Origin of the sequence: Nocardia sp. CY15 (assembly GCF_009829295.1) — a bacterium.
Lineage (GTDB): Bacteria > Actinomycetota > Actinomycetes > Mycobacteriales > Mycobacteriaceae > Nocardia > Nocardia sputi.
The window spans coordinates 73,497-87,883 of sequence record NZ_VUOT01000015.1 but is presented as its reverse complement, the minus strand read 5'-3'; the positions used below and the strand labels follow the sequence as shown (position 1 = coordinate 87,883).

The window sequence follows — 14,387 nt, the reverse complement described above, 5'->3', positions numbered from 1 at the left end:
ATGGGGAATATGTGTTTTCAGAGGCCATCTGTGACCACAGTGCGTCATGGTTCGGCTGATGCCCTAGAGGATTACCGGAATCCGGTCCTTGGAGGTGTGATGCGCAACAACGGCGGGCTGACCTACCGACGCCGATTACCGATAGCTATAGGATTGCTGATCTCGGTCGCTGTAGTGGTCACGACCGGACCGGTCGCTGCTGTTCCACCTCCCCCGCCAAATCCCAGCGACGGCCAGATCGCCCAGGCCGGCGCGCAGGTCGACGCGCGTGTGGCCGAGGTCGGCACGCTGATCAACCAGGTCGCCGTGGTCGATCACCAATTGCGGCAGCTCGACGACGCGGTCGCGCAGCGCCGGGAAGACGTCAACAAGGCGCTGGTCGACCTGCAGAACGCCCGCGACGCCGCCGACGCGGCCGCTGTCGTGGTGGTCGACAGCCAGCTCGCCCTGGCCGATGCCGCGGTCGCGGTCGGCCGGGCGCGGCACAACTTCGACCAGTTCGCCACCCAGGTCTATACCCGGCCCGCCTCCGACGCGATGGTCACCTATCTCGCCGCGGCCACCCCGGCGGCCGCGCTGGACCGGGCACAGCTGCTGGAGCTGGTCTCCAAGAACCGCAGGCAGGTGCTCGACGGTCTGCGGCGCGCACAGATCGACCACGGCAACAAGAACTCCAGCGCCCGGCAGGCGAAGGCGGACGCCGACGCGGCCGCCGCCATCGCCGCCGCGCGCAAGACCGACGCCGAGAACGCGGTCGCCGCGGCCAAGGCCGAGCTCGACCGGCAGCACGCGCAGCGCGACGATCTGCTGCGACGGCGTCAGGACGCGCAGGGCCGGCTGGATCAGGCGCGACACGACGTGGCGGGTCTGCAGGGCCAGCGCGACGCGTACCTGGCCTGGGACGCCATGCGCAAGGCGGAGGAGGCGGCGGTGCGTGCCGCCGCCGCGGCGGCCGCCGCTCGCGCGGCCGCCGACCAGGCCACCCGCGACCGCGCCGCCGAACTGGGCACCGGAAAGCGCCCCCACACCCAGCTGGAGGACGCGCCACCGCCGCGGCGGAGTGCGCCCCGGCCGAACGCGCCTTCGGTCGGTGGCTCCTCCGCGATCGAGATAGTGGTCGATCGCGCCATGTCCCAGCTGGGCGTCACCTATGCCTGGGGCGGTGGCGACGAGGACGGGCCGACCCTCGGCATCCGCGACGGCGGCGTCGCCGACAGTCACGGCGACTACCACAAGGTGGGCTTCGACTGCTCGGGGCTGATGGTCTACGCGTTCGCGGGCATCGGGGTCTCGCTGCCGCACTACAGCGGCTACCAATACAACGCGGGCACCCGGGTGCCGGTCGATGACCGCGAACGCGGCGACATGCTGTTCTGGGGGCCCAACGGCAGCCAGCACGTGGCGCTGTATCTCGGCGACGGGAAGATGGTCGAGGCGCCGCAATCCGGCGACGTGGTCAAGGTTTCCCCGGTCCGCGAGGGCGGCATCATGCCGTACGCGGTACGCGTAGTCTCCTGAGATATTCGGACATTCCGGGTATCGATCGGACCGCGGGACCGCCGAAATTCCCATTCTGTCGGGTCCGGTTGCGGCACAGGCGGTGATTACCTGGAATAGTTGTGGCTGCACGCACAGGACCAAGGCGAAAGCGGGGATGTTGGTGACTTCGACGGACGGTGTGAGCGGAGCGAACTCGGCAAAGGATGCGCCGGTCTCCACGCCCAGCACCCTCGAGCGTGACGTCCAGACCCTGGAGAAGACGATCTACGAGGTCAAGCGGGTGATCGTGGGCCAGGATCGCCTGGTCGAACGGCTGCTCGTCGGCGTGCTCGCACGTGGTCACGTCCTGCTCGAAGGCGTTCCCGGCATCGCGAAGACCCTCGCCGTGGAGACCTTCGCCAAGGTGGTCGGCGGCTCGTTCTCCCGCGTCCAGTTCACGCCCGACCTGGTGCCCACCGATCTCATCGGTACCCGGATCTACCGGCAGGGCCGCGAGGAGTTCGACACCGAACTCGGTCCGGTCGTCGCGAACTTCGTGCTCGCCGACGAGATCAACCGCGCGCCCGCCAAGGTGCAGTCGGCGCTGCTCGAGGTGATGGCCGAGCGGCACGTGTCGATCGGCGGCAAGACCTATCCGATGCCGGACCCGTTCCTGGTCATGGCGACCCAGAACCCGATCGAGAGCGAGGGCGTGTACCCGCTGCCCGAGGCGCAGCGCGACCGCTTCCTGTTCAAGGTCGTCGTCGACTACCCCTCGGTGGAGGAGGAGCGCGAGATCATCTACCGGATGGGCGTCACCCCGCCGGAGGCCGGTCGGATTCTGGAGCCGGAGGACCTGATCCGCCTGCAGAAGGTCGCGGCCAACACTTTCGTGCACCACGCCCTGGTCGACTACGTGGTCCGGGTGATCGCCGCGACCCGCAAGCCGGCCGAATTCGGTATGCAGGACGTGGCCAGCTGGATCGCCTACGGTGCGTCGCCGCGCGCCAGCCTCGGCATCATCGCCGCGGCCCGTGCCGTCGCCCTGATCCGCGGCCGCGACTACGTCGTGCCGCAGGACGTCGTCGAGGTGATTCCGGACGTGCTGCGCCATCGCCTGGTGCTGTCCTACGACGCGCTCGCCGACGAGGTCAGCCCGGAAGACGTGATCAAGCGCGTTCTGCAGACGGTCGGCCTGCCGCAGGTCGCGCCGCAGGCGGTGGCCTCGGGCGCGCCTGCCGCGCCCGCGCAGGGCGCACCGCAGCCGCAGATTCCCCAGCAGGCCTCGCCGCAGCAGCAGGCCGTTCCCCAGCCGCCTAACGGGCAGCAGTCGCAGCCCGCGGGCACCATTCCGCCGAAGTGACCTCCGCATCGGATCCGGCTGAGCCAGTGCCGATGTCGTCGTCCCACGCACCGCCGTCCTTCCACGCGGGGGAACTCACCGACCCCCGGCTCACGGTCGCGCTGAAGACCCTCGAACTCACCGTGCGCCGCAGGCTCGACGGCGTGCTGCACGGCGATCACCTCGGTCTCATTCCCGGGCCCGGCTCCGAGCCGGGTGAGGCGCGCGCGTACCAGCCCGGTGACGACGTCCGCCAGATGGATTGGTCGGTCACCGCCCGCACCACCCACCCGCACGTGCGGCAGATGGTCGCCGACCGGGAGCTGGAGACCTGGATGGTGGTCGACCTGTCGGCCAGCCTCGACTTCGGCACCGCCGCCTGCCAGAAACGCGATCTCGCCATCGCCGCCGCGGCCGCCATCACCCACCTCACCAGTGGCGGCGGCAACCGGATCGGCGCGGTGGTCGCCACCGGCGAACGGTTGACCCGCATCCCCGCGCGCGGCGGGCGGGTGCACGCCCAGTCGCTGCTGCGCAGCATCGCGACCACCCCGCACGCGCGCGACGGTGTGCGCGGCGACCTGCGCGGCGGCATCGAATCGCTGCGCCGCCCGCAGCGCAAACGCGGACTCGCGGTGATCATCAGCGATTTCCTGGGTGACATCGACTGGCAGCGCTCGCTGCGCGCGATATCGGCCAGGCACGATCTGCTCGCGGTCGAGGTGCTGGACCCGCGCGACCTGTCGCTGCCCGACATGGGCGATGTCGTACTGCACGACCCGGAGACCGGGCGCACCCGCGAGTTCAGCGTGACCTCCACCTTGCGCGCCGATTTCGCGGCCGCCGCGCAGCGCCACCGCGAGCAGGTCGAACAGGCCCTGCGCAGCTGTGGCGCTCCGGTGCTCACCCTGCGTACCGATCGGGACTGGATCGCCGACGTGGTCCGGTTCGTGTCCACCCGGCGCCACAGCTTCGGCGCCCCGACCGGGCGGGTGCCACGTCAGTGAGTATTTCGCATTTCACCGCACAGATCTGGCTCGGATTCCTCGCCGTCATCGCGCTGATCGCGCTCGGCTACGTCCTGGTGCAGCGCAACCGGCGCAAGCACATGTTGAACTTCACCAACATGGAGCTGCTGGAGAAGGTCGCTCCCTCGCGGCCGAGCCCGTTCCGCCACGTGGCCGTCGCCCTGCTGCTGGTCGGCCTGGTATTCCTCACCGTCGCCGCCGCGGGACCCACCGCGGTCAAGAAGGTGCCGCGCAACCGCGCGACCGTGATGCTGGTGATGGACGTGTCGCTGTCGATGGAGGCCACCGACGTGGCGCCGAGCCGCATCCAGGTCGCCAAGCAGGCGGGCAAGGACTTCGTCGACGGGTTGCCCGAGGGCGTGAACATCGGCTTCGTCACCTTCGCGGGCACCGCGTCGGTGATGGTGTCGCCCACGACGAACCACGAAGGCGTCAAAGCGGCCATCGACAACGTCCGGCTCGCCGAGCGAACGGCGACCGGCGAAGGCATCCTCACCGCACTGCAGGCGATCGAGACGCTGGCCACGGTGCTCGGCGGAGCGCAAGAGCCGCCACCGGCCCGAATCGTCCTGATGTCGGACGGGAAACAGACCGTCCCCGCTTTCGAGGACGTCGACAATCCACGGCACGAATTCGTCGCGGCCCGGCTGGCCAAGAGCAGGAACGTCCCGATCTCGACGATCTCGTTCGGCACCAGCTGGGGCGTGGTAGAAATCCCGCGGGAGGACGGCAGTCGCGAACAAGTCCGCGTGGCGGTGGACGACGAGGCCATGCGTGAGCTCGCGCGGCTGTCCGGCGGCGAGTTCTACACCGCGTCGTCGCTCCAGGAACTGACCAAGGTCTACGACACCTTGGAGCAGCAGATCGGCTACGAGCTGACCAGAGGCGACGCCAGCCGCCCGTGGTTGCTGCTCGGGTTGCTGGTCATCGCCGCGGGCATCGTCATCGGTCTGCTCTATCGCCAGCGTTTGCCGTAGCACCGGTCGCGGGCCCGTGCCGGGCCGCGACAGGGGGAGCTTCATGCGGCCGCGCCGTGTTCCGAGCGAGCCGGATGCGCGCTTTCGTTGTGCGGAATCACCATCACATTCCCATCCGAGTGTCGGTTCGACAGACGGGGCAGCCCGGTCGTGACCGACCGAAACGACCAGGTAGGTTGAACCCCATGTCGAACATCACATCCCGGTCGGTCCTGGTGACCGGCGGTAACCGCGGCATCGGTCTCGCGGTCGCGCAGCGTCTGCTTGCCGACGGTCACAAGGTGGCCGTCACGCATCGTGGGTCGGGGGTCCCGGACGGCCTGTTCGGTGTGAAATGCGATGTGACCGACAGCGAGTCGGTGGACGGCGCGTTCGCCGAGGTGGAGGCGCACCAGGGCCCGGTCGAGGTGCTCGTGGCCAACGCGGGTATCACCGACGACACCCTGCTGATGCGGATGAGCGAGGAGCAGTTCACCCGAGTCATCGACGCGAACCTGACCGGAGCGTTCCGCGTCGCCAAGCGCGCCAACCGCGCGATGCTGCGGGCGCGCTGGGGCCGGATCATCTTCCTCGGCTCGGTGGTCGGCATGGGCGGCGGACCCGGCCAGATCAACTACGCCGCGTCCAAGGCCGGTCTGATCGGTATGGCGCGCTCGATCACCCGTGAGCTCGGCTCGCGTTCCATCACCGCCAACGTCGTCGCGCCCGGGTTCATCGAAACGGACATGACCGCGGCACTGGACGAAAAGTTCCACGACATGGCGAAAGAGTTCATCCCGCTGCAGCGCCTCGGTCAGCCGGAGGATGTCGCGGCCGTCATCAGCTTCCTGGCGTCCGAGGACTCCGGCTACGTCTCCGGCGCCGTGATCCCCGTCGACGGCGGCATGGGCATGGGCCACTGACCACACCGAACGCGTAGCGCGGCCGGTCCCGGCCGCCCGCGGCCAACCCCCACTTCGATCTTCAGGAGAACCGAGAACTCATGGGCGGACTGCTCGAAGGCAAGACCATCCTGGTCACGGGCATCATCACCGATTCGTCGATCGCGTTCCACGCGGCGGCCGTCGCGCAGGAGCAGGGCGCGAAGGTGATCATCACCGGCATCCCGGAGCGGCTGCGGCTGATCGACCGGATCGCCAAGCGCCTGCCCCAGGAGGTCCCGCCGGCCATCGGGCTCGACGTCACCAGCGAAGACGATCTCGCAGGCTTGGCGGACAAGCTGCGGGAACTGGCTCCGCAGGGGATCGACGGAGTGCTGCACTCGATCGCGTTCGCGCCCCGAACCCTGATGGGGCCGGAGGCCCGGCCGTTCCTGGATGGTCCGGGACCGGATGCCGCCAAGGCGTTCGAGATCTCGGCGTGGAGCTACGCTTCGCTGTCGCGCGCGGTGCTGCCGGTGATGAACGAGGGCGGCTCGATCGTCGGCATGGACTTCGATCCACGCACCGCGATGCCGTACTACAACTGGATGGGCGTGGCGAAGGCCGCGCTGGAGTCGGTGAACCGGTACGTCGCACGAGAGGTGGGCACGGCCAAGAAGATTCGCTCCAACCTCATCGCCGCCGGTCCGATCAAGACGCTGGCAGCCAAGGCGATCGCGGGCACCGCGACCGACGACGCGGCCAAGCTCAACCAGCTCAACACCTACTGGGACGGCGCGTCGCCGATCGGCTGGGACGTCGACGACCCCACGGTGGTGGCGAAGTCGATCGTGGCGCTGCTGTCGGACTGGCTGCCGGGCACCACCGGCTCGATCATCTACGTCGACGGCGGGGCCAGCCACAACACCTGGTTCCCGGAGGACATGGCGATCAACTGAGCCGGATCGGATGGGAGACACTGTGGTTCGGACCGCCGACGCGCTGCTGCTGCTGTCCTTCGGCGGTCCGGAGCGTCCGGAGGACGTGATGCCGTTCCTGGAGAACGTCACGCGGGGCAGGGGAGTGCCGCGCGAGCGTCTGGAAACGGTCGCCGAACACTATCTGCACTTCGGCGGCGTCTCGCCGATCAACGCGCTCAATCGCGACATCATCGCGGCGGTCGAGGTCGAATCGGCCGCCGCCGGCTTGGATCTGCCGGTCTACTTCGGTAACCGGAACTGGCATCCCATGGTGGAGGACACCGTCGCGCGCATGGCCGCCGACGGTATCCGGTCCGCACTGGTCTTCCCGACATCGGCCTGGGGCGGCTACTCCGGCTGTCTGCAGTACCACGAGGACATCGCCAGGGCGCGTGCGGCTTTCGGCGCGGGCGCGCCCGACCTGCTGAAGCTGCGCCAGTACTTCGACCACCCGCTGCTGATCGAGACCTTCGCCGACGCCATCCGTGCGGCCCGCGATCGGCTCGCGGCCGAGCACCGCGCCGAGGCGCGCCTGGTGTTCACCGCTCACTCCATTCCGGTGTCGGCCGACGCCGCTGCGGGACCGCCCGCCGACGGCGGGCGGCTCTACAGCCGTCAGGTGGCCGAAGCCGCCCGATTGTGCGCCGCGGCAAGCGGTTTCGCCGATTACGACGTGGTCTGGCAGTCTCGTTCCGGTCCACCGCAGGTGCCGTGGCTGGAGCCGGACATCGTCGACCATCTGGACGACCTCGCCGCCAAGGGGGTCGGCGCCGTGATCGTCTGTCCTGTCGGCTTCGTCTCCGACCATCTCGAAGTCATCTGGGACCTGGACAACGAGGCCGCGCAGCGGGCCGCCGAACTCGGTATGGGATTCGCCCGGACCGCTACGCCGGGAGCCGATCCGCGCTTCGCGCAGCTGGTCGTCGAACTGATCTCCGAGCAGCTGCGCGGCGCCGAACCTCGTCGGCTGGGTGCGGTCATGGGCCATGGCTGCACGAGCAACGGCACGCCCTGTGCTGTGGGCTGTTGCGCGGTGCCGCGCCGTCCCACTATTGGGAACTGACATGGATCCGGCGCGATAGCATCAACTGCGCCTGTGACCATTCACCTTCGAATCTCTGGGGGGTATCTCTCGATGACCTATGCCGATGTGCTGACCAATGCCGCGCTGCTCGATCCGCACGCCTGGTCCGATGCGAACGTGTGGACCGTGGCTCTGGACTCCACCGAGGCCAGGCGGCGCGGCCGTAGCAGTGGCCGCGGCGGTTTCTCGGTCGGTGGTCTGCTGCTGTGCATCGGTGTCGTGGCCGTGGTGATCGGACTCGTAGTCTGGCTGCGCAAGCGGGGCAACTCCTCGAACCAGCCGCAGCAGTACCCGCAACAGCAGTATCCCCAGGGGCAGCAGTACCCCCAGCCGTATCCTCCGCAGCAAGGTTTGCCGGGGCAGCCGCAGTATCCGACGCCGCCGCAGTACCAGCAGCCGTATACGCCGCCGCAGGCGCAACCGCAGTATCAGCAGTACCCCCAGCAGCAGCAGTATCCTCCGCAGCAGCAGTACCAGCCGCCGCATCCTCCGCAGCGGTGAGCATCCGACCGCTGCGCGTTCAGAAGTTCGTGGCGGTCAGGCGGGTGTAGACACCGGGGAAACCGGGGCGGGCCGTGCCCTCGCCCCAGGACGCGACACCGGCGAGACGTCCATCCACGAGAAGTGGTCCGCCATCGTCGTATCGGGCGGCGTCGGCGGCTGTGCCCGCGCAGAGCATGGTTTGCGGATCGAAGGCAGGACCATAGGCGGCGGCGCACTCGGCGTCGGTGACCAGAGGAACGCTCGCCGCGCGCAGCCGAGTGTTGTTTTCGTCGGTCTCGGAGGTCGCCCCCCAGCCCAGAACGGTTCCGGCGCCCGAAGTCGGCGCGGCGATGGGGATCGTCGGACCGGGCTGGGGGTGGTCGAGGGTCAGGATCGCCACGTCGTCGTGATAGACGGTGGTGGTCTCGGGCCCGGTCGTCCGGAAGTCGGGATGGATGCGAACGTCCCTGACCTGCACTGTGTTTCCGTCCCGCCCGTGTAGGTCGTCGCGGCCGAAGGTGACGGTGAGCGTCTGGGTGAGCGGCTGTGCCGGCGCCACGCAGTGCGCTGCGGTGATCACCTGGTCCGGTGCGATCAGCGCGCCGCCGCAGAACTGGCCGGACGGACGGGTGAGGAACAACGGCGTGCCGATGGCCGCCAGCCACGGATACTCCGCTGTGGTCGCGTCGGCGCCGCCCACGATCGCCGAAGCAGGGGCGTGCAAACCGAGACCGATCAGTACGGTGAGGGCTGCTGTGCGGCTTCGGCGAGAAATGCGCATGTCACACCATCCGGACCTGACGTCAGCGGCTTCCGCGGGCCGAGGCGTGCACGGCGACCAGACGGGCGGCGCGGATCGCGTCCCACAGTGGGCGCAGCAACGATTCCTGCGCGCCGATCGCGCTGGCGGAGGTGGGCGCGGACGCGGGTTCCCGTTGCGCCACCGTGAGGATCGCCGCGACATGATCGGCGGTGTCGAGAATCCGCCTGGCACGCAATGGAATCGACTCGGGGTAATCGTGGCGCGAGTAGTCGGCGAGTTCGGCTTCGATGAGTTCGCGCGGATCGCAGTCGGCCGCCGCGAGCGACGTGGTGTGCAGTTTCATCAGCGCGTCGGCGGCGTCACGGACGGCTTCACGCATCGCGTATTCCGCCTCGCCGAGCGACATGTCCGAGCCGGGCGCTACGGGGATGGGCGTGCTGTAGACGGTCCACTGCAGGGTGTCGTCGTCGGCCCACTGCGGGATGAGTCCGGTGCCGTCGGCACCCGGCACACCGATCAGGATGCCCTCCTCGGACTCGATCGCGTCGGCGGCGAACGCCGTGCCCGAGGGGAGTCCGCGCACGTCACCGGGGACGGGGAGCACCAATCGCAGCTGCGCCCCGGGCTGGGCCATCGTCTCCCGGATCACTTTGAGCAGCGCCATGACTCCGCTTCCCGGCAGGTTGCCGTGCGCGGACCAGGGTAGGTCGGTACGGCCGCCGGTGAGCGGGTCGCCCGCCGCGATCGTGTGCTTCGGCGCCCACGCGTGCAAGGCGGCCAAAACGTCGTCGGGCGCGCTGCGGCCGGCCAGCCAGGAGCTCGCCCACACCGTCAGCGTCGCACTTGGAGAGCACATAATTATCGAGCATAAAGGGTGGGCGCTACCGGTGGGCATCCATGCGCGAGGGCGTTGGTGAGCAGCACGGAAACCATGGGCGCGGCGCCGCCGACCACGACCGGGTCGGTGCGGACACCGTCCGGCATCGGTCCGCCGCGCGCACGAGCCGCCGGCAGTCTAGTCCGGTTCGGTGACAAAGTCGATGAGCCGCTCCACCGCCCCGATCAGCGGTGGCTCCAGGTCACGGAAGGAGGTCACCGCGCCGTACACTCGCCGCCAGCCTTCCTGCGGCGTGCCCCAGCGCAGACGCGTACACACACCGGTCTTCCAGTCCTCGTCGCGTGGGACCTGCGGCCACCGCTGTATCCCGACGGTCGCCGGTCGCACCGCCTGCCACACGTCGACGAACGGGTGCCCGGTCACCAGGACGTGCGGCCCGAGCCCGGTGGTCAGCTGCGTCTCCTTCGATCCGGTCACCAGATGATCGACCAGCACGCCGACTCTTCTGCCCGGGCCCGGCTCGAATTCCGTGAGGCGTTCCGCGAGATTGTCCAGCCCCTGGAGCTGCTCCACGACCACCCCCTCGACGCGCAGGTCGTGGCCCCACACCCGCTCGACCAGCGCGGCGTCGTGCACACCTTCGACCCATATGCGGCTGCCGCGGGCCACCCTGGCACGCAGGCCCTCCACCCGGGTGGAGCCGGAGGCGGAACGGTTCGGCGTCTTCGGCGCGGCCGCCGACGGCCGCACCAGCGTCACGGGCTCACCATCGATGAGGAACGCGGCCTCGCGCAGGGCGAACAGGCGCACCGCGCCGCGGGCGTCCTCCAGTTTCACGAACTCGCCGTCGTAGCTGCGATCGAATCCGACGACCGCGCCGCAGAATCCGGTGGCGGCGTCCTCGACGACCAGATCGCGTTCCGCGATGACGGTCGGTACCGTCCGTTTCTTCGATCGAGGATGTCCGGTGAAGATGTCGCCATACCTGTCGCGCCCGCTCACCTGCTTGAAGCTAGCACCGCCGCTGCGGCTTTCGCTTCATCCGGGGCGCCGCGCGTCCGCGCGCGGAATTCACCCTGAGTACTCGTGAAGGTCGCGCCCCAGATCAAGACCAGCGCACTACAGTGGTCGTGTGGCCGCAATTTTTTGGCTGGTCGCGGGTATCCTGCTCGCGGCGGCGGAGATGCTCACCGGCGACTTCACGCTGCTGATGCTGGGTATCGCCGCGCTCGGCACGGCGGGCGTCAGCGCGTCGACCGCCAGCTCGCCCGTGGTGGACGCCATCGTTTTCGCGGTGATCTCGGCGGTGCTGTTCCTCGGCGTCCGCCCGATCATCCGGCGGCGCTTCGGAACTCCGCCGCCGACGCCGACGAACGTGGACGCCTTGCCGGGCAAGACCGCTCTGGTGCTCGAACAGGTCGCGGCGCACTCCGGCCAGGTGAAATTGGGCGGGGAGGTGTGGACAGCGCGGCCGATGGACACGACCGAAGTCTATGAACCGGGTACGACCGTGTATGTCATGAAGATCGACGGCGCGACCGCCGTCGTCTGGAAGGGGCCTTGATGGCTGTACTGATCGTTGCCGCCGTCCTGATCTTGCTGGTCGTGGTGGTGGTCTTCAAATCGATCGCACTGGTGCCGCAGGCCGAGGCGGCGGTGATCGAGCGACTGGGCCGGTATTCGCGCACCGTGTCCGGCCAGCTCACCTTCCTCGTGCCGTTCGCCGACCGGATCCGCGCCAAAGTGGATCTGCGGGAGCGGGTGGTGTCGTTCCCGCCGCAGCCGGTGATCACCGAGGACAACCTCACCCTGCACATCGACACCGTGGTCTATTTCCAGGTGACCAGCCCGCAGGCGGCGGTGTACGAGATCAGCAACTACATCGCCGCCGTCGAGCAGTTGACCGTCACCACGTTGCGCAACGTGGTCGGCGGCATGACGCTCGAGCAGACGCTCACCTCCCGCGACGCGATCAACGGCCAGTTGCGCGGCGTGCTGGACGAGGCGACCGGGCGCTGGGGCTTGCGCGTCGCGCGGGTCGAGCTGAAGAGCATCGATCCGCCGCCGTCGATCCAGGAGTCGATGGAGAAGCAGATGAAGGCCGACCGCGAGAAGCGCGCCATGATCCTCACCGCGGAGGGCCAGCGCGAATCGGCGATCAAGACGGCCGAGGGCTCGAAACAGGCGCAGATCCTGTCCGCCGAGGGCGCCAAGCAGTCGGCGATCCTGGCTGCCGAAGGTGAACGGCAGAGCCGCATCCTGCGGGCACAGGGTGAGCGCGCCGCCTCCTACTTGCAGGCGCAAGGCCAGGCCAAGGCCATCGAGAAGGTCTTCGCCGCCATCAAATCCGGTAAGCCGACGCCGGAATTGCTTGCCTACCAGTACATGCAGACGCTGCCCATGGTCGCGCGCGGCGACGCGAACAAGGTGTGGTTGGTGCCGAGCGATTTCGGCAAAGCACTGGAAGGGTTCGCCAGAAACTTCGGCACGCAAGGCGAGGACGGCGTGTTCCGGTACGAACCGCCCGCTTCCGACGGCGCGGAAGTCAAGCCGGAGGACGACTCCGATGTCGCGGACTGGTTCGATACCGCGCCCGATCCGACCATCGAGCGTGCCGTGCGTGCCGCCGAGGCGACGGCGCGGACTCCGGTCGAGGGGCTGATGCCGACACCGCCCCCGCAGAGCTTCGAACCTTCGCCGCACCAGCCGGTCATCCCTCCGCAAGAGGCTTTCCCGGGTCCGCAGCAGTCGCCACAACAACAGCAGCCACCGCAGCAACCCCCGGCCCAGCGCCCGGACGACCCGCAGGGCCGTCCGTGGCAGCCGCCGGAGAACTTGTCGAAGTAGCGCCCGCACCCCGCCCCGGACTCCGCCCGAGTCCGGGGCGGTCGTGTCGGCGCGGCCGGAATCGCTCAGCCGGGCAGTCCGGCGGCGCGGATCGCGGGAAGGATGACGTCGGCGACGCCACGCATGCCTTGCGGGGTGAGGTGATACGGGATGAGTGTTTCGGTCGCGATGACCGGGTCGATCCAGCGGACACCGGCGGGCGCGCACGCGTCGCGGCCCTCCGACGCGACGCGGGTGTCGACGTAGGTCGCCCCGTGGGCCGCGGCGGCGCGGGCTACCACGGTGTTGAGGCGGTCGAAGGCGGCTTGCACGTGTGCGGCATCGGACGGGCGCAGGCCGACCAGGTCGGGGCAGCCCCCGTCGCGGACATAGCGCGGCCAGCCGTCGACGACGATTCGCGCCTTCGGGGAGCGGATCGAGATCTGTTGTAACGCGGTGGCATACGACCCCGCGATCGCGTCGATGTCGGCGTCCCAATCCGGGCCCGCGCAGGTTCCGGCGCCGAAGAGTCCATAGACGTGGCAGGCGACGACATGCTCGGCCATCAAGGCGTCATTGGCGCCGATGTGCACCGTGACCAGCCTGGTGCCGGGGCCGAGGGCATCGAATTGGGGCGGGATGCCCGGCCCCTGCGCGGCGGTGAGGTCGGGGATGCGCGCGGAATTGCAGGTGCGGTCGTCGAGCCGCAGGCCCAGCTCCCGGGCGATCAGCTTCGGCGTGTTCGCGGTCGAGCGGAGGCATCTCGGCGGCGCCGACAGGTCGAAGTTACGCACCCCCGTGGTGGCCGCTCCGGAATCACCCAACGCGACATACTCGGCACCGCCGGTGGACGCCGCGTCGGCCGGGACGGCGGCACCCGCGGCGATCAGGCAGGCGGCGACCAGTACGGCGCGCGGAAGATTCGTCATGCCGGGTCCTGTCCGTCCGGTCCTGGGCGCGATCACGGGACATGCACGTCTGTGCCGAACGCTACCCGGCAAGCCGGGCCCGCGGGCGGAATCGGGTGGCAGACTTCCAGGTATGACGACACCTGGATGGGCCGACGTGGACCGCTATCTCGTGGAGACGTTGGTGGCGGATCCCGATACGGATGGCGCGCTGGAGGCGAACAAGGCAGCCGGCCTGCCCGCGATCGACGTGTCCGCGCCCCAGGGGAAGTTCCTCCACCTGCTGGCCAGGACGGTCGGAGCGCAGCGGGTGCTGGAGATCGGCACGCTCGGCGGATACAGCACGATCTGGCTCGCCCGCGCCGTAGGGGCCGAGGGCCGGGTGGTCACGCTCGAGTTCGCCGCCCAGCACGCCGAGATGGCGCGCGCGAACCTGGAGCGGGCGGGCGTCGGCGACCGGGTCGAGATCCGGGTCGGCGCCGCGCTGGACAGTCTGCCCGTGCTCGCGGAAGAGGACCCGGACCCGTTCGATTTGGTATTCATCGACGCGGACAAGGTGAACAACTCGAACTACGTGCTGTGGGCGCTGAGGCTGACCCGGCCGGGCTCGGTGATCATCGTCGACAACGTGGTCCGCGGCGGAGCGATCGCCGAGGAGCACTCCGAGGACCCGAATGTCCAGGCCAGCCGCGAGCTGGTCGAGTTGCTCACCGCCGAGCCGAGCCTGGACGCGACCGTGGTCCAGACCGTCGGCAGCAAGGGCTGGGACGGCTTCGCGTATGCCGTGGTGAACGGCGACAGCTTCGAGTGAACCGCCTG

The 14,387-nt window shown here is 69.2% G+C and carries 15 protein-coding genes; 11 read left to right on the top strand and 4 right to left on the bottom strand.

Annotation, left to right across the window (positions count from 1 at the left end):
* The first annotated feature begins 99 nt into the window (after positions 1 to 99).
* The 8 genes from GVY39_RS18265 to GVY39_RS33930 all read left to right on the top strand — a co-directional run bounded on the left by GVY39_RS18265 (position 100) and on the right by GVY39_RS33930 (position 8,251).
* Complete coding sequence (locus GVY39_RS18265; RefSeq protein ID WP_159926052.1) at positions 100 to 1,518, top strand: NlpC/P60 family protein; 1,419 nt, start codon at positions 100 to 102, stop codon at positions 1,516 to 1,518.
* A 136-nt stretch (positions 1,519 to 1,654) separates the two neighbouring features.
* The gene (locus GVY39_RS18260; protein ID WP_159926050.1) at positions 1,655 to 2,842 is read left to right on the top strand and encodes a MoxR family ATPase; all 1,188 of its coding nucleotides are present in this window, start codon (positions 1,655 to 1,657) and stop codon (positions 2,840 to 2,842) included.
* Positions 2,843 to 2,874: 32 nt separating this feature from the next.
* Entirely contained in the window at positions 2,875 to 3,828 is a 954-nt protein-coding gene (locus GVY39_RS18255; protein WP_159926048.1) for a DUF58 domain-containing protein, read from the top strand.
* Positions 3,825 to 4,826 (top strand): VWA domain-containing protein, encoded by a 1,002-nt coding sequence (locus GVY39_RS18250; protein ID WP_159926046.1) that lies wholly within the window; start codon positions 3,825 to 3,827, stop codon positions 4,824 to 4,826. The genes GVY39_RS18255 and GVY39_RS18250 overlap by 4 nt, the downstream gene beginning before the upstream one ends.
* A gap of 185 nt (positions 4,827 to 5,011) precedes the next feature.
* Positions 5,012 to 5,728 carry a 3-oxoacyl-ACP reductase FabG1 gene (fabG1, locus tag GVY39_RS18245; RefSeq protein ID WP_159926044.1) on the top strand — a complete coding sequence of 239 codons (717 nt, stop codon included), beginning with the start codon at positions 5,012 to 5,014 and terminating at the stop codon, positions 5,726 to 5,728.
* An 80-nt stretch (positions 5,729 to 5,808) separates the two neighbouring features.
* Positions 5,809 to 6,645: an NADH-dependent enoyl-ACP reductase InhA gene (gene inhA, locus GVY39_RS18240; protein WP_159926042.1), complete on the top strand. Its 837-nt coding sequence runs from the start codon at positions 5,809 to 5,811 to the stop codon at positions 6,643 to 6,645.
* A 22-nt stretch (positions 6,646 to 6,667) separates the two neighbouring features.
* Positions 6,668 to 7,729: a ferrochelatase gene (locus GVY39_RS18235; protein ID WP_255466211.1), complete on the top strand. Its 1,062-nt coding sequence runs from the start codon at positions 6,668 to 6,670 to the stop codon at positions 7,727 to 7,729.
* Between the two features lie 72 nt (positions 7,730 to 7,801).
* Positions 7,802 to 8,251, top strand: coding sequence for a hypothetical protein (locus GVY39_RS33930; protein WP_201295264.1), 450 nt, complete (start codon positions 7,802 to 7,804; stop codon positions 8,249 to 8,251).
* A 19-nt stretch (positions 8,252 to 8,270) separates the two neighbouring features.
* Here the strand turns inward: GVY39_RS33930 and GVY39_RS18225 are convergent, their stop codons facing one another.
* The 3 genes from GVY39_RS18225 to GVY39_RS18215 all read right to left on the bottom strand — a co-directional run bounded on the left by GVY39_RS18225 (position 8,271) and on the right by GVY39_RS18215 (position 10,836).
* Complete coding sequence (locus tag GVY39_RS18225) at positions 8,271 to 9,014, bottom strand: trypsin-like serine protease (RefSeq protein ID WP_159926038.1); 744 nt, start codon at positions 9,012 to 9,014, stop codon at positions 8,271 to 8,273.
* A 22-nt stretch (positions 9,015 to 9,036) separates the two neighbouring features.
* Entirely contained in the window at positions 9,037 to 9,852 is an 816-nt protein-coding gene (locus tag GVY39_RS18220; RefSeq protein ID WP_159926036.1) for a hypothetical protein, read from the bottom strand.
* 159 nt (positions 9,853 to 10,011) lie between these two features.
* The gene (locus GVY39_RS18215; RefSeq protein ID WP_159926034.1) at positions 10,012 to 10,836 is read right to left on the bottom strand and encodes a DUF3097 domain-containing protein; all 825 of its coding nucleotides are present in this window, start codon (positions 10,834 to 10,836) and stop codon (positions 10,012 to 10,014) included.
* A gap of 130 nt (positions 10,837 to 10,966) precedes the next feature.
* Here GVY39_RS18215 and GVY39_RS18210 point away from each other — a divergent pair, with 130 nt between their 5' ends.
* Together GVY39_RS18210 and GVY39_RS18205 are read left to right on the top strand one after the other, a co-directional pair.
* Positions 10,967 to 11,398 (top strand): NfeD family protein, encoded by a 432-nt coding sequence (locus GVY39_RS18210; RefSeq protein WP_159926032.1) that lies wholly within the window; start codon positions 10,967 to 10,969, stop codon positions 11,396 to 11,398.
* The gene (locus GVY39_RS18205) at positions 11,398 to 12,681 is read left to right on the top strand and encodes an SPFH domain-containing protein (protein WP_159926030.1); all 1,284 of its coding nucleotides are present in this window, start codon (positions 11,398 to 11,400) and stop codon (positions 12,679 to 12,681) included. Before GVY39_RS18210 ends, GVY39_RS18205 begins: the two co-directional genes overlap by 1 nt.
* A 65-nt stretch (positions 12,682 to 12,746) precedes the next feature.
* Here the strand turns inward: GVY39_RS18205 and GVY39_RS18200 are convergent, their stop codons facing one another.
* Complete coding sequence (locus tag GVY39_RS18200) at positions 12,747 to 13,589, bottom strand: SGNH/GDSL hydrolase family protein (RefSeq protein ID WP_159926028.1); 843 nt, start codon at positions 13,587 to 13,589, stop codon at positions 12,747 to 12,749.
* A gap of 112 nt (positions 13,590 to 13,701) precedes the next feature.
* Here GVY39_RS18200 and GVY39_RS18195 point away from each other — a divergent pair, with 112 nt between their 5' ends.
* A complete protein-coding gene (locus GVY39_RS18195) occupies positions 13,702 to 14,379 on the top strand; it encodes an O-methyltransferase (protein WP_159926026.1) in 678 nt (225 codons plus the stop codon).
* Positions 14,380 to 14,387 lie beyond the last annotated feature (8 nt).

Coding starts and splice junctions, on each gene's coding strand:
- GVY39_RS18265 (WP_159926052.1), top strand. CDS start 100: ATGCGCAACAACGGCGGGCTGACCTACCGACGCCGATTACCGATAGCT.
- GVY39_RS18260 (WP_159926050.1), top strand. CDS start 1,655: ATGTTGGTGACTTCGACGGACGGTGTGAGCGGAGCGAACTCGGCAAAG.
- GVY39_RS18255 (WP_159926048.1), top strand. CDS start 2,875: ATGTCGTCGTCCCACGCACCGCCGTCCTTCCACGCGGGGGAACTCACC.
- fabG1 (WP_159926044.1), top strand. CDS start 5,012: ATGTCGAACATCACATCCCGGTCGGTCCTGGTGACCGGCGGTAACCGC.
- inhA (WP_159926042.1), top strand. CDS start 5,809: ATGGGCGGACTGCTCGAAGGCAAGACCATCCTGGTCACGGGCATCATC.
- GVY39_RS33930 (WP_201295264.1), top strand. CDS start 7,802: ATGACCTATGCCGATGTGCTGACCAATGCCGCGCTGCTCGATCCGCAC.
- GVY39_RS18225 (WP_159926038.1), bottom strand. CDS start 9,014: ATGCGCATTTCTCGCCGAAGCCGCACAGCAGCCCTCACCGTACTGATC.
- GVY39_RS18220 (WP_159926036.1), bottom strand. CDS start 9,852: ATGTGCTCTCCAAGTGCGACGCTGACGGTGTGGGCGAGCTCCTGGCTG.
- GVY39_RS18205 (WP_159926030.1), top strand. CDS start 11,398: ATGGCTGTACTGATCGTTGCCGCCGTCCTGATCTTGCTGGTCGTGGTG.
- GVY39_RS18200 (WP_159926028.1), bottom strand. CDS start 13,589: ATGACGAATCTTCCGCGCGCCGTACTGGTCGCCGCCTGCCTGATCGCC.
- GVY39_RS18195 (WP_159926026.1), top strand. CDS start 13,702: ATGACGACACCTGGATGGGCCGACGTGGACCGCTATCTCGTGGAGACG.